Genomic DNA, 23,698 nt, shown 5'->3' with positions numbered 1-23,698 from the left:
CAGCACATGACCCGTTCCCGTTCCCGACTCGCCGCCCTCGCGGCGGTCGTCGCAGCGACCCTCGCCCTTGCCGGCTGCGCCGGATCCGGCGCCGCATCCTCGACCACGGCCTCCTCCGACGGCTTCCCGGTCACGATCTCCGATGCGCTCGGCGGCGCCACGATCGCCAGCGCCCCCGAGCGCGTCGTGACGTGGGGCTGGGGTGCGACCGAGGCCGCGCTCGCGCTCCGCACCGTGCCCGTCGCGGTCGCGTCGATGGACTACGGCGGGGGTGACAACAAGCTCACCCCGTGGGTCGAGAAGGCGCTCACGGACCTCGGTGCCGCGACCCCGACCGTGCTCGACTCGTCGGCGCAGACGGTGCCGATCGAAGCCGTCCTGGCCGCCAACCCCGACCTGTTCCTCGCTCCGTACTCGGGAATCACGCAGGACGAGCGGGACGCCCTCGTGAAGGCCGGAGTGACGGTCGTGGCCTACCCCGACCACGCCTGGTCGACCCCGTGGCGCGACGTCATCTCGATCGTCGGGAAGGCGCTGGGCAAGGCCGTCGCCGCCACCACGCTGCTCGCGAACCTCGACAAGCTGGTCGCGGACACCGCTGCGGCCCATCCCGAGTTCCAGGGCACCTCGATCGCCTACGTGGACGACGACGTGAACACGTTCTACATGTACGTCGACGCGGATCCGCGCGTCGAGATCCTGCGCGACCTCGGCTTCACCTCCACACCGAGCCTCGACGCACTCGACCCGAAGGACGGCAACTTCTACACGACCGTTAGCTACGAGCAGCTCGACAAGGTCGACGCGCAGGTCATCCTCATCCAGGGCGAGCAGCAGGCGGACCTCGACACCTTCCTGCAGTCCTCCCGAGGCCAGCTGATCCCGGCCGTCGCCACGGGTGCGGTCGCGGAGGTGGTCGGCGAGGAGAACGTCGCCGCGGTCTCGCCCACGGCGCTGTCGCTGCCGTGGCTTCTGCCCACGCTCGCCGAGAAGCTCTCGGCGGCGGTGAAGACCGCCAAGGGCTGAGCGACCCGTCGTCCGCGGGGCATCCGGCGCGCAGTCGGGTGCCCCGCGCGATTTATACTGGGAGGCTGACCCCGTCGGGTCGCTCTCCCCACCCCTCAACGGATCGGATCTGACCGTGCTCGCCGTCCACGATCTCGAGATCCGCGTCGGCGCACGCGTGCTGATGTCGGATGTCTCGTTCCGCGTCGGCCCGGGCGACAAGGTGGGGCTCGTCGGCCGCAACGGCGCCGGGAAGACCACCCTCACGAAGGTGCTCGCGGGTGACCTGCTGCCGAGCAACGGTGGTGTGGATCGCGCCGGCGAGCTTGGGTACCTGCCGCAGGACCCCCGCTCCGGCAACCCCGACGACCTCGCCCGCACCCGCATCCTCGATGCGCGCGGTCTCGGCCAGCTCGCGATCGGCATGCACGAGGCATCCCTCGAGATGGCCTCCGACGACCCGGATGCCGCGGCGAAGGCCATGCGGCGCTACGGATCGCTCACCGAGCGCTTCGAGGCCCTGGGCGGGTACGCCGCCGAGGCGGAGGCGGCATCCATCGCCCACAACCTCTCGCTGCCCGACCGCATCCTCGACCAGCCGCTGCGCACCCTCTCGGGCGGCCAGCGTCGTCGCATCGAGCTTGCGCGCATCCTCTTCTCGGACGCGCAGACGATGATCCTCGACGAGCCGACCAACCACCTCGACGCCGACAGCGTCGTGTGGCTGCGGGAGTTCCTCAAGGGCTACAAGGGCGGGCTGATCGTCATCAGCCACGACATCGAGCTGGTCGGCGAGACCGTCAACCGGGTGTTCTACCTCGACGCGAACCGTCAGGTCATCGACATCTACAACATGAACTGGAAGAACTACCTGCGTCAGCGGGTCGCCGACGAGGAGCGCCGCAAGAAGGAGCGCGCCAACGCGGAGAAGAAGGCGACCGCGCTGCAGCAGCAGGCGGCGCGGTTCGGGGCGAAGGCGTCGAAGGCGGCGGCCGCGCACCAGATGGTCGCGCGCGCCGAGAAGCTGCTGTCAGGGCTCGACGACGTGCGTCAGGAGGATCGCGTCGCGAAGCTGCGCTTCCCGAAGCCGGCCGCGTGCGGCAAGACGCCGCTGCGCGCCTCGGGCCTGTCGAAGTCGTACGGGTCGCTCGAGATCTTCACCGACGTCGACCTTGCGATCGACCGGGGCTCCAAGGTCGTGGTGCTGGGGCTCAACGGCGCGGGCAAGACGACGCTGCTGCGCATCCTCGCGGGCGTGGACCTCGCCGACACCGGTCAGGTGGAGCCGGGCCACGGGCTGAAGATCGGCTACTACGCCCAGGAGCACGAGAACATCGACACGTCACGCTCGGTGCTCGACAACATGATGTCGGCTGCGCCCGACCTGAACGCGACCGAGGCCCGCAAGGTGCTGGGCTCGTTCCTGTTCACGGGCGACGACGTGCTCAAGCCAGCCGGCGTGCTCTCCGGCGGTGAGAAGACGCGCCTGTCGTTGGCGACGCTCGTGGTGTCGGCGGCGAACGTGCTGCTGCTCGACGAGCCGACGAACAACCTCGATCCGGCATCGCGCGACGAGATCCTCGGCGCGCTCGCCCACTACGAGGGGGCCGTCATCCTCGTCTCCCACGACGAGGGTGCTGTCGAGGCGCTGAATCCCGAGCGCGTGCTGATCCTCCCCGACGGAGTCGAGGACATCTGGGGCCGCGACTACGCCGACCTGATCACACTGGCCTGAGCGGGCGGATGCCTCACGCCCCCGCGTGATCGAGCAGCTCGTCCTCGATCTCGGCGTCGCTGCGACGCCGCTTGCGAGGTGCGTACTCGATGCCGTCGTCGTCTTCCTCATCGTCGTCCGGTGTGCGGTCGAGCCCCCGGCGTTTGCGGATCTCGGTGCGGATGACGTAGCCGATGAACCCGAACCCCATGACGGCGAACATGATCCACTGGATCGCGTACGACAGGTACGGGCCCGGGTCGTTGTCGGGAGCGGCGAGCGGGGTGGGTACGGATGCCGCGGCGGGGTCCTCCGACACCATCAGGCCGTAGAGGCCGGTGTAGGTCTCGGACCCCGTCGTCGCAGCGACGAGGGGGAGGTTGATGCTCGGCACCTGTCCTGTGATCGTGCCGCGCCCCGACGGCAGCGCCTCAGACGGCTGGGCTCGCGCGATCACCGTGACTTCGCCGCTCGGGGGAGCGGGGATCGTGCTCGGGCCGTCGCCGGTGGCGGCCGGCGGCACCCAGCCGCGGTCGATGATCAGCACCCTCCCGTCGTCGAGCGTGAGGGGGGTGAGCACCTCGAACCCGGTCGTGCCGTTGTTGATGCGGTTGCGCGCGACGACCTGTTCGGCGACGTCGTACGTCCCGCGCACGCTGATCGGCTGCCACTGCTTCGCGGGGTCGAGCGAGCCGTCGGCGGCGAGCACGGCGTCGAGGGAGACCGGCGTCGCGTCGTAGTTGTTCGAGATGAGCGACAGCTGGTCGGAGCGCCACGTATTGCGGCCGAACTGCCAGTTCGAGAGGAACGCGCACGCGATCGCGAAGAGGATCGCGACGGCGACGTACCCGGTCCAGCGCAGCCAGCGACGCGGGTCTTCCACGGGCGCGCTCACGAGGCGGCCGTCAGGGTCGATGTCCACACGGGGAAGTCGCGGGAGGTGAGGAAGCCGGTCAGGAACTCGACGTGCGCGTCGCACGCGGTCCAGGTCTTGCGTCGGTCCTCGGCGTGGATGCGCGGGTTGCGCCAGTCGATCCGCCAGGACGCGTCGGCGCGGCATCCTGCTCGTGAACAGGGTGTCGCAGCACTCACGCGGTGCCGTCCCGATCGATGCGGGTCGACTCGGAGATCGTGATGACCGTCGGTGTCTCGGGGTGGGCGTCGACCGCCCGTGTCGCAGGTTCCTCGGCCGTCTGATCTGTCGGGGCGCTCGCGGTGCTCGAGATCAGGTCCTGACCGACGTTGGCGATGACGACGGCGATGTAGGGGAGGAGCGCCGCCGCAGCGCCGAAGACCCAGGTGTACCAGCCGTAGGGCGTGACGAGCACCATCAGCAGGAAGCAGACGACGCGCACCGACATCGACACCAGGTACTTGACCTGGCGCGATCGCTCGTCCTCGCGCGGGGCGCGCGGGAGCGAGGTGGCGGTCTGAGGGGTGAGGCGCTTCACGGTGAGACCAGCGTACGCCGGTCCCATCGTGACGCGACCCGATCAGTAGCCGCGGTAGGTCGCGGCCGAACCGATGACGGCGAAGATGAAGATGACGTAGATCACGGTGAAGATCACACTCAGACCCACGAACACGTAGCCCACGATGAGACCGGCGACGGCGAGACCGTGTCCGTCTTCACCGGTGCGCTTGATCTGGCTGAGCGCGACGTGACCGAACACGATGCCGAGCACCGAGAACACGAAGGCGAACACCAGAGACAGGATGGCGAAGAGGTTCGTCCTCTGCGCGGGTGCGTACGCGTACGTCGGGGTCGCCTGATAGGCGGGCGGGTACCCGGGCGCTGCGGGAGGGGCGTAGGTCGGCGCTGCCGGAGGGGCGGCCTCGTACGCGGGCGGTGCCGGGGCGGCGGGCGGCGCCGTCGGCTCGGCGGCCGTCGGGGGCGTCGCGGGTGCAGGGGTCGGGTTCTCGTCGTTCGGAGTGCTCACGGCGGTGCCTTTCTCGTCTGTGGCACCAGAGTCCCAGTGCCGACAACGGCTGTCAAACTCCCGCTCGATAGGCTGGCCGGAGCTGTCCCACGAGTCTGGAGTTCCCTGCATGTCCCTCGACAAGGTCGTCCTCGTCACCGGCGGAAACCGCGGCATCGGCCGCGCCATCGCCGAGCGCTTCGTGTCCACCGGCTACACGAAGGTCGCGGTCACGGCCCGGTCCGGGGAGGGACCCGCCGGAACCCTGACGGTGCGCGCCGACGTCACCGACGCGGCATCCCTCGACGCTGCCTTCACCGAGATCGAGGCGACCCTCGGCGCCGTCGAGATCGTCGTCGCGAACGCGGGCATCACCCGCGACACACTTCTGCTGCGCATGAGCGAGCAGGACTTCGACGATGTCGTCGCGACGAACCTCGGCGGCACCTTCCGCGTCGTCAAGCGCGCGGCGAAGGGTCTGCTGAAGGCGCGCTGGGGACGGGTCATCCTCATCTCGAGCGTCGTGGGCCTCTACGGCTCGGCGGGGCAGATCAACTACTCGAGCTCGAAGGCCGCCCTCGTCGGATTCGCGCGGTCGCTCACCCGCGAGCTCGGGGGACGCGGCATCACCGCGAACGTCGTGGCGCCCGGCTTCATCGAGACCGACATGACCGCTGAGCTCCCCGAGGCGACGCAGGCGGAGTACAAGAAGAACATCCCCGCGGGCAGGTTCGCCTCAGCCGACGAGGTCGCGGGCGTGGTCACGTGGCTCGCCTCCGATGACGCGGCGTACATCTCCGGCGCGGTCATTCCCGTCGACGGCGGCCTCGGGATGGGGCACTGACCCTCAGGGCAGCAGCGGGATGAGCTGAGCGAGGTCGACCCGGGCGGCGACCAGATTCGCACGGGCGCGCACGGCGGGCTTCGCGTTGAACGCGACGCCGAGGCCGGCGGTGGCCATCATCGTCAGGTCGTTCGCGCCGTCGCCGACCGCGAGAGTGCGATGCGAGGGGATGCCGCGCTCCGCCGCCCACGCGAGGAGCGTGTCGGCCTTCGCCTGGGCGTCGACGACGTCGCCGTCGACGACGCCGGTGAGAGCGCTGCCGTCATGCGCGAGGCGGTTGGCGCGCCACACATCGACCCCGAGCTGGGGCGCGATGTGGTCGAGCACCTCGTGGAACCCACCGGAGACGACACCGAAGACACCGTCCCGCGCGTGAACGGCTGCGGCGAGCTCGTGCACGCCCGGGGTGGGCTCGATGCGCGCCCGCACGCGCGCGAACGCGTCGAGCGAGACGCCCGTCAGCGCCGAGACCCGTGAGCGCAGACTCGTCGCGAAGTCGACCTCGCCCCGCATGGCCGCCTCGGTCGCCGCCGCGACCTCCGCACCGCGCCCCGCCTCGTCCGCGATGAGCTCGATCACCTCGTTGCGGATCAGCGTGGAGTCGGCGTCGAGCACGATGAGGAAGCGAGCGGGCACGCGCTCCACCGTAGCGGGAGGCGATGCGACTCATGGCGTAACACGATGTCTCACCTCGTCACACGCCCGCATACGGTCGTGGTTGCTGAGTGTGTTCCATGGCTCGCCTGTACCCCCGCTGAAAGCCCATCGAGGAGCCTCTCGCATGAGATCGTCCCGTCGCGCCGTCGTCACGGCCGCCCTGTCCGTCATCGTCGCCGCCACCCTGAGCGCGTGCGGCCTCGCCCAGGGCGCGCCGAGCGCCGACGCGAGCGCGAAGACATCGATCAAGATCGGATTCAACCCCGGCCCCTACCAGGACATGTTCGAAGGCGGCATCGCCCCGATTCTGGCGAAGGAGGGCTTCCAGGCCGAGTCCGTCTCCTTCACCGACGGCATCGTCGTGAACGTGGCGGTCGCCAACGGCGAGATCGACGCGAACATCATGCAGCACCCGGTCTACATGGACGCGATCAATCAGCAGGAGAACATCCACAACGCCGCGCTCGTGCAGGTGCCGACGCCCCCGATGGCACTGTTCGGCGGCAAGAAGAGCTCCCTCGACGCCGTCGCGGACGGCGACACCGTGGCTGTCCCGAACGCGCCGTCCAACATGTACCGAGCCTTCAAGGTGCTCGAGCAGGTCGGCTGGATCACCCTCAAGCCTGACACCCAGCCCGCGACCACCTCTCCGGCCGACATCGCCACGAACCCCCACGGGATCCAGATCGTGGCACTCGAGAACGCGCAGCAGGTGCCGTCGCTGCAGGATGTCGCGTACTCGGTCATCCAGGGCAACTTCGTCGTCTCGGGCGGGCTCAAGCTGACCGCCGCGCTCGCGCTCGAGAACCTGGCCGACAAGTTCTCCGTGGTCGTCGCTGTCGATGAGAAGAACCTCGACACCCCCTGGGCGAAGGCGATCGCCGCCGCGTATGCGTCGCCGGAGTTCGCCAGCTACATCTCTTCCCACTCCGAGTACGACGGCTACCACCTGCCCGCCGCGCTGCAGCAGAAGTGACTGGCTCCGGCGACGGCGGGGCGGCGGTCCGGTTCACCGGCGTCCGTCGCGTGCACCGGGGTGGCACGGTCGCGCTCGACGGGGTGGATCTCGCCGTCCCGCACGGATCGATCTTCGGCGTCATCGGTCACAGCGGTGCCGGCAAGAGCACGCTCATCCGCATGGTGAACGCGCTGGATAGGCCGACGACCGGAACGGTTGAAGTCGACGGCGTCGACCTCCATTCGCTCTCCGGCGATGAGCTGCGGGCCGCTCAGAAGCGCACCGGGATGGTGTTCCAGCAGTTCAATCTGCTCGAAACCGTCTCCGTGCGCGACAACGTGGCGATGCCGCTGCGCCTCGACGGTGTGCGTGCCGCCGAGGCGCGCCGCCGCGCGGCCGACGCGCTCGAATTCGTGGGACTCGGGTCCATGGCCGACCGTCGCCCGCGCGAGCTGTCCGGCGGGCAGCGCCAGCGTGTCGGCATCGCCCGGGCGATCGTCCGCAACCCCCGGGTCCTGCTGTGCGATGAGGCGACGAGTGCGCTCGATCCCACGACGACCGCGCAGGTGCTGCAGCTCATCGCGCGCATCAACGAGGAGTACGGCACGACCGTGCTCGTCGTCACGCACGAGATGGACGTGATCAAGGACCTGTGCCATGAGGTCGCCGTGATGGAGTCCGGCCGCATCATCGAGCAGGGCTCGGTGCTCGACGTGTTCGTGCGCCCGCGCACGGAGACCGCCCGCACGTTCGTCGGCACGGTGATCCCGCACGAGATCCCGTCGCGCGTGCGCGAGCGCCTCGGCGGCGCCGCCCTGCTGCACCTGCTGCTCATCGACGAGCAGGTCACCGCGCCGCTCGTATCGGGGCTGATCCACCGATTCGGTGTGCAGGTGAACATCCTGCACGCCGACATGACCGACATCCAGGGTCACACTGTCGGGCAGATGGTGGTGCAGATCGACGGGAACGCTGCGGCCGTCGCCGCCGCCCGCGCCGCGCTCGGCGACCAGGTCACCGCGATCGAGGAGGTCGCCGCATGAGACCGGACGCTCTGACCCTCATCACGCCGGAGCAGTTCCTCCAGGAGCTCGGCGCCACCTTCTACATGGTGGGTGTCTCGCTCTTCTTCGGTGCGATCCTCGGACTCGCGATCGGCGTGCTTCTTGTCGCGACCCGGCCCCGCGGCATCCTGCCTCAGCGCGTGGTGTTCGTCGTGCTCTCCACAATCGTGAACATCGTGCGATCGCTGCCGTTCATCATCCTGCTCGTCGCGATCATCCCGTTCACCCGGCTGCTCGTCGGCACGACGATCGGCGCGAACGCCGCGATCGTGCCGTTGACGATCATGGTGGCGCCCTACATCGCCCGGCTCGTCGAGAACTCACTGCTCGACGTTCCGCCCGGAATCGTCGAAGCGGCGCGGGCGATGGGGGCGACCCCGTGGCAGATCTTCGTGCGGTTCCTGCTGCCCGAGGCGCGCGGATCCCTGATCCTCGCGCTGACGACCGCCTCGATCGGACTCCTGGATGCCTCCGCCATGGCCGGCACGGTGGGTGCGGGCGGTATCGGCGACCTCGCGATCTCGTACGGCTATCAGCGCTTCGACGGCATCGCCATGCTCGTGACGGTGGTGACGCTGATCGTGATCGTCCAGGTCATCCAGCTCATCGGCACACGGCTCGCCCGACGCGCCCGACGGGAGTGACGATGGCCGACTTCCGACGAGCCGGCCGGGTCGGCCGTCTGCCCCAGAGCTTCTTCGCAGGGCTCGACGCGCAGATCGCGCACGCCCGCGCGAGCGGCGTCGACGTCATCGACCTGTCGAAGGGCAATCCCGATCTGCCGACGCCTCCCGCGATCGTCGAGGCGATGCAGCGTGAGGTCGCGCGGCCCGAGAACCACGCGTATCCGTCGTTCCGCCCGCGTCCCTCGGTGCTCGCGGCCATCGCCGAGCGCTACCGCATCGACCACGGCGTCGAGCTCGACACCACGACGCAGATCGCGGTGTTCCACGGCTCCCACGAGGCGCTCATGGCCGGCATCCTCGCATTCGCCGACCCGGGGGAGACAGTCGTCCTGCCCGATCCGGCATATCCGATGTACCACTCGGCGGCGCTCTTCGCCGGCGCGCGGGAGGTGTCGCTGCCCCTCTCGGAGACCGACGGTCAGCCCGAGTGGGAGGTGATCGACGGTCTCGAATCCGCCCGCGTCCTGGTGCTGAACTACCCGAACAACCCGACGGGCGCGGTCGCGACCGGCGCGACGTTCGAGCGGGCCGTGTCGGTGGCGCGGCGACTGGACGCCCTGTTCGTCCACGACTTCGCCTATGCGTCCCTCGGCTTCGATGACGGCGCGCCGCTTTCGGCGCTCGCCTCCGATCCCGGGGCCGAGCGCACCGTCGAGCTCGCCACGCTCTCGAAGACCTACAACATGGCCGGCTGGCGCTTCGGTTTCGCCGTCGGCAACGCGTCGGCGATCGCGGCGATGCGGGCCTACCAGTCCCACGCCTTCAGCACGATCTTCGGCGCCACGCAGGAGGCGGCGGCGGTCGCGCTCGCGGGCGATCAGTCCGCCGCCGAGGAGATCGTCGGCACGTACCGGGCACGCCGCGATGCGGCCGTCGCGGGACTCCGGGACGCCGGCTACGCCGTGCATCGCCCGGGCGGATCCTTCTTCGTCTGGATCGATCTGCCCGACGGCACCGACGACGCCGCGTTCGCCGCGCGGCTTCTCGCGGAGCACGGCGTGGCGGTCGCCCCGGGGGCGGGGTTCGGGCCCCGTGGGGCGGGCCGCATCCGGCTCAGCCTCGTGCATCCGATTGACATACTCGAAAAGGCGGTCGCCCGAATGGGCGCCGCCCTGACCTGACCCACCGGGAGGACCCCATGGCCGACGTCGAGAGCTTCACGCTCGACCACACCGCCGTCATCGCACCGTACGTGCGCCTCATCTCCGTCGAGCGCGGACCGCGTGGCGACGCGATCTCCAACTTCGACGTGCGCTTCGTGCAGCCCAACGAGGGCGAGATCCCGACGGCCGCGCTGCACACGATCGAGCACACGATCGCGAGCCTGCTGCGCGACCACCTCGACGGCGTCATCGACATCTCACCGTTCGGCTGCCGCACCGGATTCCACCTGATCGTGTGGGGCGAGCCCGCTGTCGCTGACGTCGTCCCCGCGATCCGCGAGAGCCTGCGGGCGATCGCCGAGGACGTGCAGTGGGAGGACGTGCCCGGCGTCGACGCGTTCAGCTGCGGCAACTATCGCGACCACAGCCTCCACGGCGCTCGCGCGTGGGCCCGTGACATCCTCGCTCAGGGCATCAGCCTCGACGCGTTCACCCGCGTCGGCGTCTGAGCCCGCCGCGGCATCCGCAGTCCTGACCGAGCGGATGCCGCGGCTCAGCTGTCGATGCGCACGCCCTTGCCGACCACGGTGATGCCCGAGTCCGTGACGGTGAAGCCGCGTGACAGGTCGAGTTCGCGGTCGACGCCGACTGTCGCGCCGTCGGCGAGCACGACGTTCTTGTCGAGGATCGCCCGGTGGATGCGGGCGCCTGCGCCGATGCGCACGCGGTCGAACAGCACGGCGTCGGTGATCGTCGCGCCGCCTCCCGAGAGTGTCCACGGGCCCACGACGCTGCGCTCGAGATGGGTGCCCGAGAGCACCGAGCCGAGAGAGACGATCGAGTCGATCGTGTTGCCGATGCGCCCGACGGCGTCGCGCACGAACTTCGCGGGCGGCGAGTTGAGCATCTGCGAGTGGATCGGCCAGTCGGTGTTGTAGAGGTTGAAGACCGGCAGGGTCGAGATCAGGTCGCGATGCGCGTCGAAGAACGAATCGATCGTGCCGACGTCGCGCCAGTAGGCACGGTCGCGGGCGGTGGAGCCCGGCACCTCGTTGTCCTTGAAGTCGTACACGCCCGCCTCGCCGCGTGAGACGAAGTAGGGGATGATGTCGCCGCCCATGTCGTGGTTCGACGTCGGCAGCTCGCCGTCGGACGTGACCGCCTCGATGAGCGCATCGGTGTCGAAGATGTAGTTGCCCATCGATGCGAGCACCTCGTGGGGTGCGTCGGCGAGCCCCGTGGGGTTCTGCGGCTTCTCGAGGAACTCGCGGATGCGCGTCGGGTCGGTCGGTTCGACGTCGATGACCCCGAACTGGTCGGCGAGCCCGATCGGCTGCCGGATGCCCGCGACCGTCGCCCGCGCACCGGAGGCGATGTGGGCCTCGAGCATCTGGCGGAAGTCCATGCGGTAGACGTGGTCTGCGCCGACGACGACGACGATGTCAGGGGCTTCGTCGTGGATGAGGTTCAGGCTCTGCAGGATCGCGTCGGCCGACCCCGAGAACCACCGCTTGCCGAGCCGCTGCTGTGCGGGCACCGACGTGACGTAGGAGTCCAGCAGCGCCGACATCCGCCACGTCTGCGAGATGTGACGGTCGAGGCTGTGGGACTTGTACTGGGTCAGCACGACGAGCTGGCGCAGGCCCGAGTTGATGAGGTTCGAGATGGCGAAGTCGATCAGGCGGTACTGTCCGCCGAACGGGACGGCCGGCTTCGCTCTGTCGACCGTGAGCGGCATGAGCCGCTTGCCCTCCCCGCCCGCGAGGATGATGCCGAAGACCTTCTTGTGCGTCCCTGCCATGGCTCCACACTAGGCGGGCTTCCACCCGTGTACTAGCGTCCTTGACATGCGCGTCGACATCGTCACGAAGGAGTATCCGCCGGAGATCTACGGGGGAGCCGGAGTGCACGTCGCCGAGATCGTGCGGGCGCTGCGCGCCCTCGCCGGTGAGCGAGACGTCGACGTGCAGGTGCACGCGTTCGGCGCGGCGCGCGACGAGGTAGGGACGACCTCCTACGCGACGCCGCCGGGCCTGGCTGGAGCGAACGGGGCGCTGCAGACCCTCGGGGTCGACCTCGAGATCGTCTCGGATGTCGCGGGCGCCGACGTCGTGCACTCGCACACCTGGTACGCGAACTACGCGGGCTTCCTCGCGTCGCTGCTGCACGGCATCCCGCACGTCGTCACCGCCCACAGCCTGGAGCCGCTGCGACCGTGGAAGGCCGAGCAGCTCGGGGGTGGGTACGCCCTCTCCAGCTACATCGAGAAGACCGCCTACGAGCAGGCGGCCGCCATCGTCGCCGTGAGCGACGGGATGCGGCGCGACATCCTCCGCTCCTACCCCGCCCTCGACCCTGGCAAGGTGCGGGTCATCTACAACGGCATCGACGCCGAGGCGTGGCATCCGACCGACAACCCGGAGGTGCTCGCCCGATTCGGCATCGATCCCGCGCGGCCCTCGGTGGTCTTCGTCGGACGCATCACCCGCCAGAAGGGTCTGCCGTATCTGCTGCGGGCCGCGCGGCAGCTGCCGCCCGACGTGCAGCTGGTGCTCTGTGCGGGAGCGCCTGACACCCCGCAGATCCTTGCCGAGGTCGAAGGGCTCGTGCAGGAGCTGCAGGCCACTCGTGACGGCGTCGTGTGGATCGACCAGCTGCTTCCCCGGCCCGAACTGTCGGCCATCCTGAGCGCGGCGACGACGTTCGTGTGCCCGTCGATCTACGAGCCGCTGGGCATCGTCAACCTCGAGGCGATGGCGTGCGGTGCCGCCGTCGTCGGTACGGCGACGGGCGGCATCCCCGAGGTCGTCGTCGACGGCGTGACCGGGCGGCTCGTGCCGATCGAGCAGGTGCAGGACGGCACCGGCACTCCCGTCGACCCCGACCGGTACGTGCACGACCTGGCCCGCACCCTCATCGAGGTCGTGAGCGACCCGGCCGCAGCGGCCGCCTACGGCCGCGCCGGCCGCGAACGCGCCGTCGAGGCCTTCAGCTGGGCGCGCATCGCCGAGCAAACCGCCGCGCTCTACACGGAGGTCATCGGCCGCGCCGGATAGGCTGGAGTCATGCCGCAGGTGCTCGAATTCGCCGATGTCGTCGTTCGTCGCAACGCGAAGGACATCGTCGAACACCTGACCTGGTCTGTGGCCGGCGACGAGCGTTGGGTCGTGCTGGGTCCGAACGGCGCCGGCAAGACCACGGTGCTGCAGCTGGCGGCGGCGCTGCTCTACCCGACCTCGGGAACGGTCTCGATCCTGGGGGAGCGGCTGGGACGCACGGATGTCTTCGACCTCCGTCCGCGCATCGGCTTCGCGTCGACGGCGCTGAGCCGCCGCATCCCGTCGGAGGAGAGCGTGCTCGACGTCGTGCTCACCGCCGCCTACTCGGTGCTCGGACGCTGGCGGGAGCAGTACGAGGCGATCGACGAGCGCCGTGCGCTGCGTGTGCTCGCCGAGTGGAAGCTCGACCACCTTGCCGACCGCTCGTTCGGCACACTGTCCGACGGCGAACAGAAGCGGGTGCAGATCGCGCGAGCGGTGATGACCGACCCGGAGCTGCTCATGCTCGACGAGCCGACCGCGAGCCTCGATCTCGGCTCCCGCGAGGAGCTCGTCTCGCTCCTCGGCGGCTACGCCCAGGCGCCGAGCACGCCCGCGATGATCATGGTGACCCACCACGTCGAGGAGATCCCGATCGGGTTCACCCACGTGCTGCTCATGCGCGAGGCGCAGGCGGTGGCGGCGGGTCCGCTCGCCGACACGCTCACCGCGGCGAACCTGAGCGCGACCTTCGGCGTCGACGTCGAACTCGACGAGCACGAGGGGCGCTTCGCCGCCCGCGCCGTGCGTTCCCGCTGAGCCGCCCGACCTGATAGACTCTCCCCTTGGTGCGTTCGGCACCGCAGACTTTCCTCCGTCTCTCGCAAGGAATCCGATGAAGACTGACATCCACCCCGCCTACGACCTCGTTGTCTTCCGCGACCTCGGCTCGGGCGAGACCTTCCTCACCCGCTCGACCGCGTCGAGCGACAAGACCATCGAGCTCGACGGCGTCGAGTACCCGGTCATCGACGTCGAGATCTCGTCGGCGTCGCACCCGTTCTACACGGGCAAGCAGCGCATCCTCGACTCGGCCGGTCGCGTCGAGAAGTTCAACCAGCGCTTCAAGAACTTCGGCGCTCGCTGAGTCGCCGCATGGCGAAGGCCCCGTCTGCTTCGGCAGGTCGGGGCCTTCGTCGTTGTCGGCGGTCGATGATCGTGGCGGCCGCACGTCGAGGGCGACGGCTGCCGAGGCGTGCCGCTCAGCGCACCGGCCACGCGCCGTCGAGGGCGTCATCGGGGTCGAGGCGGCCGATGCGCACGAAATACTCGGTGAGGCTCTCCGCCTGCGACCGTGCCCACGCCACCTGCGCGGTGTGCAGGGCCGCCGGGGTCGACGGCAGTTCATCCGCGTAGCGGTCGAGCAGGGCGAGGGCTACGCGGCCGGCGGCGACGGCGTCGGCGGATGCCTCGTGGGCGCCCGTGAGCGCGACGCCGTAGTGCGCGGCCACCACGTCGAGGGTGCGCTTTCCCTTGCGGTACCGATCGACGTTCTTGTCGAGCACGAGCGGGTCGATCACCGGCGTGGGGTCAGCGATCGGCGGAACACCGTGCCGCGCCGCCTCGTGCGCGAGGAGCGAGAAGTCGTAGGCGGCGTTGTAGGCGACCACCGGCACTCCCGCGTCGAACAGCGCGCGCAGTTCGGCGACGATCTCGGTCACGACTGCCGCGGCGGGCCGCCCGTCGCGGCGGGCGCGCTCGGTCGTGACTCCGTGCACGGCTGTCGCCCCCGCGGGGATCTCGATGCCGGGATCGGCGAGCCAGGAGGCTGAGGAGAGGACCGTTCCGTCGGCGTCGAGCACGCCCACATAGGCAGTCACGATGCGGTCGGTCGTGACGTCGACCCCGGTCGTCTCGAGGTCGAACACGCCGACGCGCGCCGCCCAGTCGATGGTGTCGAAGCCCGGGAGCATGTCGTGCGCGGCCATGACTCGACGCTAGAGGGGAGGTGCGACATCCCGATGCAGGCGCGCCCGGGCGGCACGGAGCGGCGCCGTAGACTCGGGGGATGATCGTCGACGCCGGGCCCTATGCCGCACGGCTCGCCGACCGGCGGGTCGAGGGCCACGAGGTCGAGGTCCTCGGTGGCATGACCCGCTACTGGACCTACGATCCTCCGGTGGGCGTCGAGCCGTGGGCGACCGTCGTCGCCGTGCACGGCTTCCGCGGCGAGCACCACGGGCTCGACCCCGTCGTCGCGCATCTCGACGGCGTGCGTGTCGTCTCTCCGGATCTCCCGGGCTTCGGCGAGACGCCGCCGCTCCCCGGTCGCACCCACGACCTCGACGCCTACGCGCAGTGGCTGACCGAGTTCGTCGCCGCCGTCGCGCCCGGCGCCGTCGTGCTCGGCCACTCGTTCGGCTCGATCGTCTCGGCGGCCGCCGTGGCGCGCGGGCTCGAGACCCCGCGCCTCGTGCTCGTGAACCCGATCGGTGCACCGGCGCTCGAGGGACCCCGCGGCATCCTCACCCGGCTCGCGGTCTTCTACTACCGCGCCGGGGCGGCCCTGCCCGCCCCGCTCGGCGAGGGCCTGCTCCGCAACCGAGCGATCGTGCGCGCCATGAGCATCGCGATGGTGAAGACCCGAGATCCCGAGCTGCGGCGCTTCGTGCACGCCCAGCACGACGCGTACTTCTCCCGGTTCGCCGATCGCGACGTGCTCAGTGACGCGTTCCTGACCTCCGTCTCGCACGACGTGCGGGCGTTCGCGCCGCGTGTCGCCGTGCCGACGCTGCTGGTGGCCGCGCAGCTCGACGACATCACCCCGATCGAGGCCGAGCGCACGCTCGCGACGCTGTTCGACGACGTCGAGTTGGTCGAGATCCCCGGGGTGGGGCACCTCATCCACTACGAGACGCCGGAGCCCGCGGCATCCGCCATCAGTCGTTTTCTGCGAGCCGGCGCCGATACGCGTTGACGTTCATACGGTTCCCGCAGTTGCCCGAGTCGCAGTAGCGCTTCGACCCGTTGCGGCTGAAGTCGACGTAGACGCCCTGGCAGTCGTCGGCCGAGCATACGCGCACGCGGTCGTAGGCGTCCTGGCGGATCACGTCGACGAACGCCATCGCCGACTCGACCATCATTCGCACGGCGAGCGGCGCGTCGTCGTCCGTCGCGTGGATGTGCCAGTCGTACGGCTCGTGGATGACGAGCCGGGGGAGGGCGCTGCCGTCGGCGAGCATCGCGTTGACGAGGGGAACCGCGTCAGCGCGGTCGCTGTGCCAGAGGGCGTGCAGGCGGTCCCGGATGCCGCGCACCGCCGCCCGCTCGCGGTCGTCCCGGGCGATCGCTCCGCTGTACGGATGCGCGGCGAGGAACTCCTCCATGTCGTCGGCTGTGAGGAGGCGATCGACGTCGGAGGCGGCGGTGATCGGCAGGGTGTTGACCAGGTCGGCGGCCATGCGCAGGGACTCCGCCGTGTCATGAATGAAAAGCATGTTGACTCCTGACGCCCCGATCCCTTACGGTCATGAGTGTAATCACTGAACGGTCCTGACAGATCGGCGCCGCATGTCCGCTCCCACCGCACCCGTCCCGCTGATCGTCCCGACCCTCGCGACGGTGCCGCTGCGCGACACGCCGCGCTTCGCGCCGTCCGGGCTCGTGTTCGCGGTCGGCTCGGCGTTCGCGTTCTCGTCGAGCGGCCCGCTCATGAAGCCGCTGCTCGAGGCCGGCTGGTCGGTGAGCGCCGTGCTGCTGGTGCGCATGACGCTCGCGGGGCTCGTGCTCTCGCCGGCGCTCGTGCGCGCGATCCGGCTCGAACCCGGGTTCCTGCGCCGCCACGCGATGACGATCCTCGCGTTCGGGGCCACCGGGGTCGCCGGCTGCCAGATCCTCTATTTCTCGGCGATGCAGCGAATGCCGGTCGCGATGGCCCTGCTGATCCAGTACCTCGCGCCCGTGCTGCTCGTCGCCGTGGCCTGGGTGCGCACCCGACGCAGTCCCTCGAGGCTCGTCCTCACCGGGTCCGTGCTCGCGATCGCGGGGCTGGTGCTCGTCGTCGACGTGACCGGCGCGCGATTCGACGTGCTCGGCACCGTCTTCGCGCTCGGTGCCGCGGTGTGCGTCGCCGCCTACTTCGTCATCGCGGAGCGCGCGGGTGACCGTCTGCCCGCCCTCGCGCTCGCATCCGGCGGGCTGCTCGTCGGCGCCGCGGTCATGGCGCTCGTGGGGGTGACCGGCCTCCTGCCCCTGCACGCCGCGTTCGTCGACGTCACCTTCGCCGGCGTCGCGGTGCCGTGGTTCGTACCACTCGCCTGGGTGGGGCTCGTCGCGACATCCCTCGGCTATGGCCTCGGCATCGCCGCGGTGCCGCGCATCGGCTCGCGGGTCGCGTCGTTCGTGGGGCTGTCGGAGGTGCTGTTCGCGCTGCTGTTCGCGGCGCTGCTGCTCGGCGAGCTGCCGGGCCCGGTGCAGTATGTGGGGGCGGCGGTGCTGCTCACCGGCGTCGTGCTGGTTCGGCTCGACGCGCGGCCCGCTCAGGTCAGCGCTCCGAGCGCGCGAGGTCGATGAGGGGCGCGACCCGGTAGGGGATGAGCTCGTCCATCACAAGCGACGTCTCGGTGCGATCGACGCCGTCGATGGCGAGGATGCGACGGTCGGTCGTGAACAGATGCGGGGTGTCGCGACAGGCCACGCGCACCAGGAGGTCCATCGAGCCGGCGAGGCCGTTGGCCTGCACCACCTCGGGGATGAGGGCGATCTCGTCGCGGATGCGGGGGATCTCGGGCTGTCGCAGGCGCACCGAGATGAACGCATCGATCGGATAGCCGAGCGCCGTGGTGGAGATCGCGCGCTCGTAGCTCAAGAGCGCACCGGCGCGCTCGAGCCGCGACATCCGCGCCTGCACGGTGTTGCGGGACATGCCGAGGTCGTCGGCGAGCGAGGTCACCGCTCGACGAGGGTCGGCAGACAATGCCTGGAGAAGAGCGAGATCACTCGCATCGAGTATCGCCATAATGGGGGACATTAGCACCGCTCAGAGGCAATATGCGCACTCGAATTGTTTCAGGCGTGAAAAATGCTCCTCAGTCAGTGCTGAGTGGAGGCAGCGACGAGCCGTCCGTCCGCCGTGAGGGCGAGTTCGCGCCACTCGCCGTTTCCGACGCGCGCGTCATCGGTCGGCGCCGCATCGGATGCGGCCGCGCGAAGCACCGCGCGGATGAGCGCGCCGTGCGCCACCGCGATGAGCACGTCGGGGGAGCCGCTCGTGGCGATGAGCCGTCTCAACGCGCCGTTCGCGCGGTCGGCGACCTCGTCGACGGTCTCCGCGCCCGGAACCTCACCGCTGTGGGTGTCACCGAAGCGTGCGCGGAACTCGGTGACGTCGAGTCCCTCCGCGATGCCGTATCCGCGCTCACGGAGTCCGATGTCGGAAGGGCCGAGCGGGAGGGCGAGTCGATCGGCGATGAGCGTCGCGGTCTCCCGCGCGCGCGACAGATCGCTCGAGACGACGGCGACGGTCGCGGCATCCGTCACCTCGGCGACGAGCCGCTCGGCGGCGTCCCGCGCCTGCGAGCGTCCGGTGTCGTTCAGGGGGATGTCGGTCGACCCCTGGATGCGTCCCGCGCGGTTCCAGTCCGTCTCGCCGTGGCGCACCAGGATGATGCGTGTCGGGTGGTCGGCGGTGGAGCTCATTCGGGCCCTCCCAGGGCGTCGGCGAACGCGCGGAGTACCTCGGTGGTGCCGGCGTCGATCTTCACGGTGGCGCGGGCGTCACCGCGGGTGTCCCCGCGGTTGACGATCACGATGGGCAGACGGCGGCGTCGAGCCCGGTCGAGGAAGCGGATGCCGGAGTTGACGACGAGCGACGAGCCGGCGATGACGAGTGCGTCGCTGCCGCGCACGATCTGCTCGGCCTCGCGGAAGCGCTCCGCCGGGATGTACTCGCCGAAGAACACGACGTCGGGCTTGAGAGCTCCCTCGCACACGCTGCAGGTGGGGATCCGGAACCCGTCGGCGGTCGCGGGAGCCACGTCGCCGTCGGGGCCGAGCGGAAGGTCGGAGTCGGCCACGATCCAGGGGTTGTCGGTCTCGATGCGCTCGGCGAGGTCGCGCCGGTCGAACACCTGACCGCAGTGCAGGCAGATCACCCGGCGCATCGTCCCGTGCAGCTCGACGACGCGGCTGTTGCCGGCGCGCAGATGGAGCCCGTCGACGTTCTGGGTGACGACGCCGGTCACGGCGCCCGAGTGCTCGAGTCGCGCGAGGGCTTCATGGCCGGCGTTGGGCTCGGCGGCGGCGAAGCGCTTCCAGCCGAGGTGGGACCCCACCCAGTAGCGGCGACGCGAGCTGTCGTCGGCGAGGAACTGGTCGAAGGTCATCGGACGGCGCACGGGCGCACCCTGCCCGCGGTAGTCGGGGATGCCGGAGTCGGTCGACACACCGGCGCCGGTGAGCACCGCGACGCGGCGCCCCGCGAGCAGATCGATCGCTTCGGCCACCCGCGCCTCCAGCTGCGGATCCGACTCGGTCGCTGTCGCCACGGCACCCTCCCACGGTCGAGCCTACGCCCCGCCGATTTCCTCCGTGTGACACGTGCGGCATTCTGGAGCGGTGCCCGTGATCGAGCTGACAGACCCCTCCGACGACCGACTCGCCGACTATCGCGACCTCACCGATGTGGCGCTGCGGCGGCTGCTCGAGCCCGCCGGCGGCCTCTACATGGCCGAGTCGGCCAAAGTGATCGGGCGCGCTCTGGCGGCGGGGCATCAGCCGCGTTCGGTGCTCGTGCAGCAGCAGTGGGTCGCCGAGATCACGGCACTGCTGGATGCCGCGGGGGGCGCGGCATCCGTGCCCGTGTACGTCGTCGCACCCGACGTCGCCGAGACGCTGACCGGGTACGCCGTGCACCGCGGTGCACTGGCGGCGATGCACCGCCCGCCCGACCGCCCCCTCGCCGAGGTGCTCGCCGATGCCCGCACCGTGCTCGTGCTCGAGGATCTCGTCGACCACACGAACGTGGGTGCGGCGTTCCGTGCCGCCGCGGGGCTCGGCGCCGACGCGGTGCTCGTGAGCGAGCGGTGCGCCGACCCGCTCTACCGGCGCAGCGTGCGGGTGAGCATGGGCACGGTGTTCCAGGTGCCGTGGACCCGCCTGCCGGCTTGGCCGGAGGCGCGGGACGCCCTCCACGCTGCAGGCGTCACGATCGCCGCGCTCGCTCTCGCCGACGACGCCGTCGGCCTCGACGTGTTCGCCGCAACGCGCGCGGAGCGGGTCGCTCTCGTCATGGGTGCGGAGGGCGACGGCCTCTCGCGTCGGGCCCTGGCCGCCGCAGACACGGTGGTCACCATCCCGATGGCGGGTGGAGTCGACTCGCTGAATGTCGCGTCGGCCGCGGCCGTCGCCCTGTGGGCCCTGCGGCATCCGCCACGCTAGGGATCAGTGCTCGGATGCCGCGGCATCCGACTCGATGCGGTGCACGCGGCTCGGCTCCGGGCGCTTGGCGGTGACGTCGTCGCCCGACGACTGATGGCGCAGGCGCCGCAGCACCCACGGCACGAGGAACTCCCGAGCCCACACCAGATCGCCGGAGCGCGCCTCCCGCCACGTGCGGAAGGGGATCGGCGAGGGCTGCATCGGCTCGAGGTCGTTCGGCACGTTGAGCGCGCGCAGCACCATGCGGGCCACCTCGTGGTGGCCGAGCGCGTTCATGTGCAGCCGGTCGCCGTCGAAGAAGCGCGCATCCTGGATCTCCTTCAGCGCCCACTGGTCGGCGACGATGCAGTCGTATTTCTCGGCGATCGCGCGCAGGTTCTCGTTGTAGATGGCGACCTTGCCGCGGATCGGCCGGAACACCGGGGTGAAGTTGGTGTCGATGCCGGTGAAGACGACGATCGTGGCACCCTGGGACGACAGTCGGATGATGGCGTCCTCGAAGATCGTGGCGACCTCATCGGGATCGCTGCCCGGGCGGATGACGTCGTTGCCCCCGGCGCAGAAGGTGATGAGGTCGGGGGAGAGGGCGAGTGCGGGCTCGATCTGCTCGTCGACGATCTGCTGGATGAGCCGGCCACGCACGGCCAGGTTGGCGTAGGCGAAGTCGTCGACGGATGCCGCGAGCACCTCGGCCATGCGATCGGCCCAGCCGCGGTTGCCGCCGGGGCTCGCCGGGTCGGGGTCGCCGATCCCCTCGGTGAACGAGTCGCCGATGGCGACGAACCGACGCCACGGGTGCGTCTGCTCGTTGGACACGAAGGGGGAGCGGGTAGGGGATGACATCGCGGTGGCCTCCTCCGCCGAAGCCTACCCGCGGCACGACGGGGCCTGGCGTCCGTGGCGTCGTCTATCGTGGAACCTCGCCGCCCGCCCGCGGCGGAGGGAGCTGGGATGACGGAGGACGAGGGACTCGCTCCCGAGGCTCCGGCGCACCAGTTCGGCAGCTTCGCCGCCGAGCACCTGTCGCCTTCGTTCCCCCAGCGCGCCCCCTGGGGCACCGCGCAGCGGCTACGGGCCTGGCAGGCAGAGGCCCTCGACGCCTACTTCGCCCTCGACGGGCCGGACGGCGTCGGCAAGGGACCGCGCGACTATCTCGCCGCCGCGACGCCCGGCGCCGGCAAGACGACGTTCGCGCTGCGCCTCGCGAGCGAGCTCCTGCGTCGCGGAGTCGTGCGCCGCATCGTCGTCGTGGCACCGACGGAGCATCTGAAGACCCAGTGGGCGGATGCCGCCGCGCGCGTCGGCATCCGCCTCGACCCCGCCTTCAGCAACCGACACGCCCGGCCCGCCCGGCACTACCAGGGCGTCGCAGTGACGTACGCCCAGGTGGCCGTGAAGGCGAGCGTCCACGAGACCCTCATCCTCGACGCGCCCACCCTCGTCATCCTCGACGAGGTGCATCACGGCGGCGACGCGCTCAGCTGGGGCGACGCGCTGCGCACCGCGTACGGCCGCGCGACGCGGCGTCTCCTGCTGTCGGGGACGCCGTTCCGCAGCGACACGGCGCCCATCCCGTTCGTGGAGTACCACCCCGATGCGAAGGGCATCCGCGTCTCCCGCACCGACTTCGCCTACGGCTACCGCCGCGCGCTCGAGGACGGCGTCGTGCGGCCCGTGCTCTTCCTCGTCTACGCCGGTCACATGCGCTGGCGCACCAAGGCGGGCGAGGAGATGGAGGCCTACCTCGGGCAGGACAACACGAAGGATGTCACCGCGCAGGCCTGGCGCACCGCGCTGAACCCCGAGGGCGAGTGGATCCCGGCCGTGCTGCGTTCCGCCGATCGCCGTCTGAGCGAGGTGCGCGAACAGGTGCCCGATGCGGGCGGGCTCGTCATCGCGACCGACCAGACCGCGGCCCGCGCGTATGCGGCGATCCTCGAGGCCGTCAGCGGCGAGGCGCCGACCGTCGTGCTGTCGGACGAGGCCGAGGCATCCGCGCGCATCGAGCAGTTCGCCCAGTCCACGTCCCGCTGGCTCGTCGCGGTGCGCATGGTCTCCGAGGGCGTCGACGTGCCGCGCCTCAGCGTCGGTGTCTACGCGACGAGCGCGTCGACGCCGCTCTTCTTCGCGCAGGCGATCGGACGCTTCGTGCGGGCGCGACGCCGCGGCGAGACGGCGAGCGTGTTCCTGCCGAACGTGCCCCAGCTGCTCGCGCTCGCACAGGAGCTCGAGGCGCAGCGCGACCACGCGCTCGACCGCGAGGCGACCGGTGACGAATGGGACGCCGAAGAAGCGCTGATGGATGCCGCGGAGCGGCCGGATGCGGCATCCGACGCCCTCACCGAGGAGTTCGCGTTCCTGCCACTCGATGCACAGGCTCATTTCGACCGGGTGCTCTTCGACGGCAAGGAGTTCGGTCAGCTCGCCGTGCCGGGCACCCCGGAGGAGGAGGAGTTCCTGGGGCTGCCGGGCATCCTCGAGCCCGAGCACGTGCACGAGCTGCTGCAGCAGCGTCAGGCGCGGCAGACCCGCCACCGCAAGGCGCGCGAGGCCCGCGAGGCGAGCGCGGACGAGGACGCCCCGATCGACCCGCTCCTCCCCGGGGCGCTGCACCGCACGCTCAAGGAGCAGCGGCAGCTGCTCAACAGTCTCGTCGGTCTCTACGCGCGGCAGTCCGGGGAGCCTCACGCGATGGTGCACGCCGAACTGCGGCGCCTGTGCGGGGGGCCGGCGGTCTCGCACGCGACCGTCGCGCAGCTGCAGGCGCGCATCGACCTGCTGCGCCGCCGGGTGCACGCGTGAGCAGTCGCTACGACTTCGTCTCGGTCTGGCGCATCCCCGCCGACCCCGCCCGCTGCTGGCGCGCGATCGAGGGGATGCTGCGCCCCGCCGCCGGTGCCCCGTCGCCCTGGCCGGCGGTCGAGGTGACAGGCCCTCCCGTAGCGCTCGAACCGGGCGCGCACGTCGGCCTGACGGTGCGCAGCCCGTTCGGTTACCGCCTCGTGCTCGACGCCGTGCTCACCCGCGTCGAACCGGGAGTCGTGCTCGCCGCGCGCAGCGACGGCGATCTGTTGGGCGAAGGCGAGGTGGCGCTGTTCGCCGCGGCATCCGGCACCCTGGTGCGCGTGCGCTGGGTGGTGCGCACCGAACGGGCGTGGATGAACCGCACTGCCTGGCTCCTGCGCCCCGTGTTCGTGCTCGCGCACACCGCGGTCATGGCTTCGGGGCGCCGAATGATGCGGCGCGCCGTGCGCGGCTAGCCTGGTGGCCCCG

Annotated in this window: 28 protein-coding genes; 16 read left to right on the top strand and 12 right to left on the bottom strand. The window is 70.5% G+C overall.

The window, feature by feature from the left end:
- The first annotated feature begins 6 nt into the window (after positions 1 to 6).
- Together BGO15_RS09245 and BGO15_RS09240 are read left to right on the top strand one after the other, a co-directional pair.
- The gene (locus BGO15_RS09245; protein ID WP_056209150.1) at positions 7 to 1,026 is read left to right on the top strand and encodes an ABC transporter substrate-binding protein; all 1,020 of its coding nucleotides are present in this window, start codon (positions 7 to 9) and stop codon (positions 1,024 to 1,026) included.
- A 115-nt stretch (positions 1,027 to 1,141) separates the two neighbouring features.
- Entirely contained in the window at positions 1,142 to 2,740 is a 1,599-nt protein-coding gene (locus BGO15_RS09240; protein ID WP_045248165.1) for an ABC-F family ATP-binding cassette domain-containing protein, read from the top strand.
- A 13-nt stretch (positions 2,741 to 2,753) separates the two neighbouring features.
- Here BGO15_RS09240 and BGO15_RS09235 read toward each other — a convergent pair whose 3' ends face one another.
- Genes BGO15_RS09235 through BGO15_RS09220 form a run of 4 tightly spaced genes read right to left on the bottom strand, consistent with a single transcriptional unit; the run spans position 2,754 to position 4,659 of the window.
- Positions 2,754 to 3,614: an SURF1 family cytochrome oxidase biogenesis protein gene (locus tag BGO15_RS09235; protein ID WP_235557342.1), complete on the bottom strand. Its 861-nt coding sequence runs from the start codon at positions 3,612 to 3,614 to the stop codon at positions 2,754 to 2,756.
- Positions 3,611 to 3,811: a hypothetical protein gene (locus tag BGO15_RS09230; protein WP_045248164.1), complete on the bottom strand. Its 201-nt coding sequence runs from the start codon at positions 3,809 to 3,811 to the stop codon at positions 3,611 to 3,613. Before BGO15_RS09230 ends, BGO15_RS09235 begins: the two co-directional genes overlap by 4 nt.
- Entirely contained in the window at positions 3,808 to 4,170 is a 363-nt protein-coding gene (locus tag BGO15_RS09225; protein ID WP_082483198.1) for a DUF3099 domain-containing protein, read from the bottom strand. The genes BGO15_RS09230 and BGO15_RS09225 overlap by 4 nt, the downstream gene beginning before the upstream one ends.
- Before the next feature lie 42 nt (positions 4,171 to 4,212).
- A complete protein-coding gene (locus tag BGO15_RS09220) occupies positions 4,213 to 4,659 on the bottom strand; it encodes a DUF4190 domain-containing protein (RefSeq protein ID WP_056209138.1) in 447 nt (148 codons plus the stop codon).
- Between the two features lie 109 nt (positions 4,660 to 4,768).
- Between BGO15_RS09220 and fabG the strand changes: the two genes are divergently transcribed.
- Complete coding sequence (gene fabG / locus BGO15_RS09215; protein WP_056209134.1) at positions 4,769 to 5,482, top strand: 3-oxoacyl-ACP reductase FabG; 714 nt, start codon at positions 4,769 to 4,771, stop codon at positions 5,480 to 5,482.
- Positions 5,483 to 5,485: 3 nt separating this feature from the next.
- Here the strand turns inward: fabG and serB are convergent, their stop codons facing one another.
- Positions 5,486 to 6,127 (bottom strand): phosphoserine phosphatase SerB, encoded by a 642-nt coding sequence (gene serB, locus BGO15_RS09210; protein ID WP_416361453.1) that lies wholly within the window; start codon positions 6,125 to 6,127, stop codon positions 5,486 to 5,488.
- 136 nt (positions 6,128 to 6,263) lie between these two features.
- Here serB and BGO15_RS09205 point away from each other — a divergent pair, with 136 nt between their 5' ends.
- Genes BGO15_RS09205 through BGO15_RS09185 form a run of 5 tightly spaced genes read left to right on the top strand, consistent with a single transcriptional unit; the run spans position 6,264 to position 10,459 of the window.
- Positions 6,264 to 7,115: a MetQ/NlpA family ABC transporter substrate-binding protein gene (locus BGO15_RS09205; RefSeq protein WP_082483187.1), complete on the top strand. Its 852-nt coding sequence runs from the start codon at positions 6,264 to 6,266 to the stop codon at positions 7,113 to 7,115.
- Positions 7,112 to 8,140: a methionine ABC transporter ATP-binding protein gene (locus BGO15_RS09200; protein ID WP_235557343.1), complete on the top strand. Its 1,029-nt coding sequence runs from the start codon at positions 7,112 to 7,114 to the stop codon at positions 8,138 to 8,140. The genes BGO15_RS09205 and BGO15_RS09200 overlap by 4 nt, the downstream gene beginning before the upstream one ends.
- Positions 8,137 to 8,805 carry a methionine ABC transporter permease gene (locus BGO15_RS09195; RefSeq protein WP_056209128.1) on the top strand — a complete coding sequence of 223 codons (669 nt, stop codon included), beginning with the start codon at positions 8,137 to 8,139 and terminating at the stop codon, positions 8,803 to 8,805. Before BGO15_RS09200 ends, BGO15_RS09195 begins: the two co-directional genes overlap by 4 nt.
- 2 nt (positions 8,806 to 8,807) lie before the next feature.
- The gene (locus tag BGO15_RS09190) at positions 8,808 to 9,968 is read left to right on the top strand and encodes an aminotransferase class I/II-fold pyridoxal phosphate-dependent enzyme (protein ID WP_056209124.1); all 1,161 of its coding nucleotides are present in this window, start codon (positions 8,808 to 8,810) and stop codon (positions 9,966 to 9,968) included.
- 17 nt (positions 9,969 to 9,985) lie between these two features.
- Entirely contained in the window at positions 9,986 to 10,459 is a 474-nt protein-coding gene (locus tag BGO15_RS09185; protein WP_056209121.1) for an S-ribosylhomocysteine lyase, read from the top strand.
- 44 nt (positions 10,460 to 10,503) lie between these two features.
- Here BGO15_RS09185 and BGO15_RS09180 read toward each other — a convergent pair whose 3' ends face one another.
- Entirely contained in the window at positions 10,504 to 11,751 is a 1,248-nt protein-coding gene (locus BGO15_RS09180) for a glucose-1-phosphate adenylyltransferase (protein ID WP_045248156.1), read from the bottom strand.
- Positions 11,752 to 11,797: 46 nt separating this feature from the next.
- On the opposite strand from BGO15_RS09180, the gene glgA reads away from it, so the two are divergent.
- The 3 genes from glgA to BGO15_RS09165 all read left to right on the top strand — a co-directional run bounded on the left by glgA (position 11,798) and on the right by BGO15_RS09165 (position 14,135).
- Positions 11,798 to 13,006, top strand: coding sequence for a glycogen synthase (gene glgA, locus BGO15_RS09175; RefSeq protein ID WP_056518555.1), 1,209 nt, complete (start codon positions 11,798 to 11,800; stop codon positions 13,004 to 13,006).
- Between the two features lie 9 nt (positions 13,007 to 13,015).
- Positions 13,016 to 13,807 (top strand): ABC transporter ATP-binding protein, encoded by a 792-nt coding sequence (locus BGO15_RS09170; RefSeq protein WP_056209118.1) that lies wholly within the window; start codon positions 13,016 to 13,018, stop codon positions 13,805 to 13,807.
- Positions 13,808 to 13,883: 76 nt separating this feature from the next.
- Positions 13,884 to 14,135 (top strand): type B 50S ribosomal protein L31, encoded by a 252-nt coding sequence (locus BGO15_RS09165; RefSeq protein WP_045248153.1) that lies wholly within the window; start codon positions 13,884 to 13,886, stop codon positions 14,133 to 14,135.
- 115 nt (positions 14,136 to 14,250) lie between these two features.
- On the opposite strand, the gene BGO15_RS09160 is transcribed toward BGO15_RS09165, so the two are convergent.
- A complete protein-coding gene (locus BGO15_RS09160; protein WP_048808950.1) occupies positions 14,251 to 14,976 on the bottom strand; it encodes a 3'-5' exonuclease in 726 nt (241 codons plus the stop codon).
- An 80-nt stretch (positions 14,977 to 15,056) separates the two neighbouring features.
- On the opposite strand from BGO15_RS09160, the gene BGO15_RS09155 reads away from it, so the two are divergent.
- Positions 15,057 to 15,965, top strand: coding sequence for an alpha/beta fold hydrolase (locus tag BGO15_RS09155; protein WP_056209114.1), 909 nt, complete (start codon positions 15,057 to 15,059; stop codon positions 15,963 to 15,965).
- Here the strand turns inward: BGO15_RS09155 and BGO15_RS09150 are convergent.
- The gene (locus BGO15_RS09150) at positions 15,928 to 16,485 is read right to left on the bottom strand and encodes a CGNR zinc finger domain-containing protein (protein WP_056209112.1); all 558 of its coding nucleotides are present in this window, start codon (positions 16,483 to 16,485) and stop codon (positions 15,928 to 15,930) included. The two genes, BGO15_RS09155 and BGO15_RS09150, sit on opposite strands and share 38 nt — an antisense overlap.
- A gap of 73 nt (positions 16,486 to 16,558) precedes the next feature.
- Between BGO15_RS09150 and BGO15_RS09145 the strand changes: the two genes are divergently transcribed.
- Positions 16,559 to 17,560: an EamA family transporter gene (locus tag BGO15_RS09145; protein WP_082483186.1), complete on the top strand. Its 1,002-nt coding sequence runs from the start codon at positions 16,559 to 16,561 to the stop codon at positions 17,558 to 17,560.
- Here BGO15_RS09145 and BGO15_RS09140 read toward each other — a convergent pair.
- From BGO15_RS09140 to BGO15_RS09130, 3 genes are all read right to left on the bottom strand, one after another.
- Positions 17,532 to 18,005 carry an Lrp/AsnC family transcriptional regulator gene (locus tag BGO15_RS09140; RefSeq protein WP_056209109.1) on the bottom strand — a complete coding sequence of 158 codons (474 nt, stop codon included), beginning with the start codon at positions 18,003 to 18,005 and terminating at the stop codon, positions 17,532 to 17,534. The genes BGO15_RS09145 and BGO15_RS09140 overlap by 29 nt on opposite strands.
- A 74-nt stretch (positions 18,006 to 18,079) precedes the next feature.
- The gene (locus BGO15_RS09135) at positions 18,080 to 18,685 is read right to left on the bottom strand and encodes a histidine phosphatase family protein (RefSeq protein WP_056209104.1); all 606 of its coding nucleotides are present in this window, start codon (positions 18,683 to 18,685) and stop codon (positions 18,080 to 18,082) included.
- Entirely contained in the window at positions 18,682 to 19,533 is an 852-nt protein-coding gene (locus tag BGO15_RS09130) for a Sir2 family NAD-dependent protein deacetylase (RefSeq protein ID WP_056209100.1), read from the bottom strand. Before BGO15_RS09130 ends, BGO15_RS09135 begins: the two co-directional genes overlap by 4 nt.
- Before the next feature lie 70 nt (positions 19,534 to 19,603).
- Between BGO15_RS09130 and BGO15_RS09125 the strand changes: the two genes are divergently transcribed.
- The gene (locus BGO15_RS09125; RefSeq protein WP_056209097.1) at positions 19,604 to 20,425 is read left to right on the top strand and encodes a TrmH family RNA methyltransferase; all 822 of its coding nucleotides are present in this window, start codon (positions 19,604 to 19,606) and stop codon (positions 20,423 to 20,425) included.
- A 3-nt stretch (positions 20,426 to 20,428) separates the two neighbouring features.
- On the opposite strand, the gene BGO15_RS09120 is transcribed toward BGO15_RS09125, so the two are convergent.
- Entirely contained in the window at positions 20,429 to 21,268 is an 840-nt protein-coding gene (locus tag BGO15_RS09120) for an SGNH/GDSL hydrolase family protein (RefSeq protein ID WP_045248146.1), read from the bottom strand.
- Positions 21,269 to 21,376: 108 nt separating this feature from the next.
- Between BGO15_RS09120 and BGO15_RS09115 the strand changes: the two genes are divergently transcribed.
- On the top strand, positions 21,377 to 23,227 hold the full coding sequence (locus BGO15_RS09115; protein ID WP_056209094.1) for a DEAD/DEAH box helicase: 1,851 nt from the start codon (positions 21,377 to 21,379) through the stop codon (positions 23,225 to 23,227).
- Entirely contained in the window at positions 23,224 to 23,685 is a 462-nt protein-coding gene (locus tag BGO15_RS09110; RefSeq protein ID WP_056518557.1) for an SRPBCC family protein, read from the top strand. The genes BGO15_RS09115 and BGO15_RS09110 overlap by 4 nt, the downstream gene beginning before the upstream one ends.
- Positions 23,686 to 23,698 lie beyond the last annotated feature (13 nt).

The organism is Microbacterium sp. 71-23, from assembly GCF_001897265.1.
Taxonomy (GTDB): domain Bacteria; phylum Actinomycetota; class Actinomycetes; order Actinomycetales; family Microbacteriaceae; genus Microbacterium; species Microbacterium ginsengisoli.
Note: the sequence above shows the minus strand (reverse complement) of the source record. Positions and strands in the feature narration are given on the sequence as shown.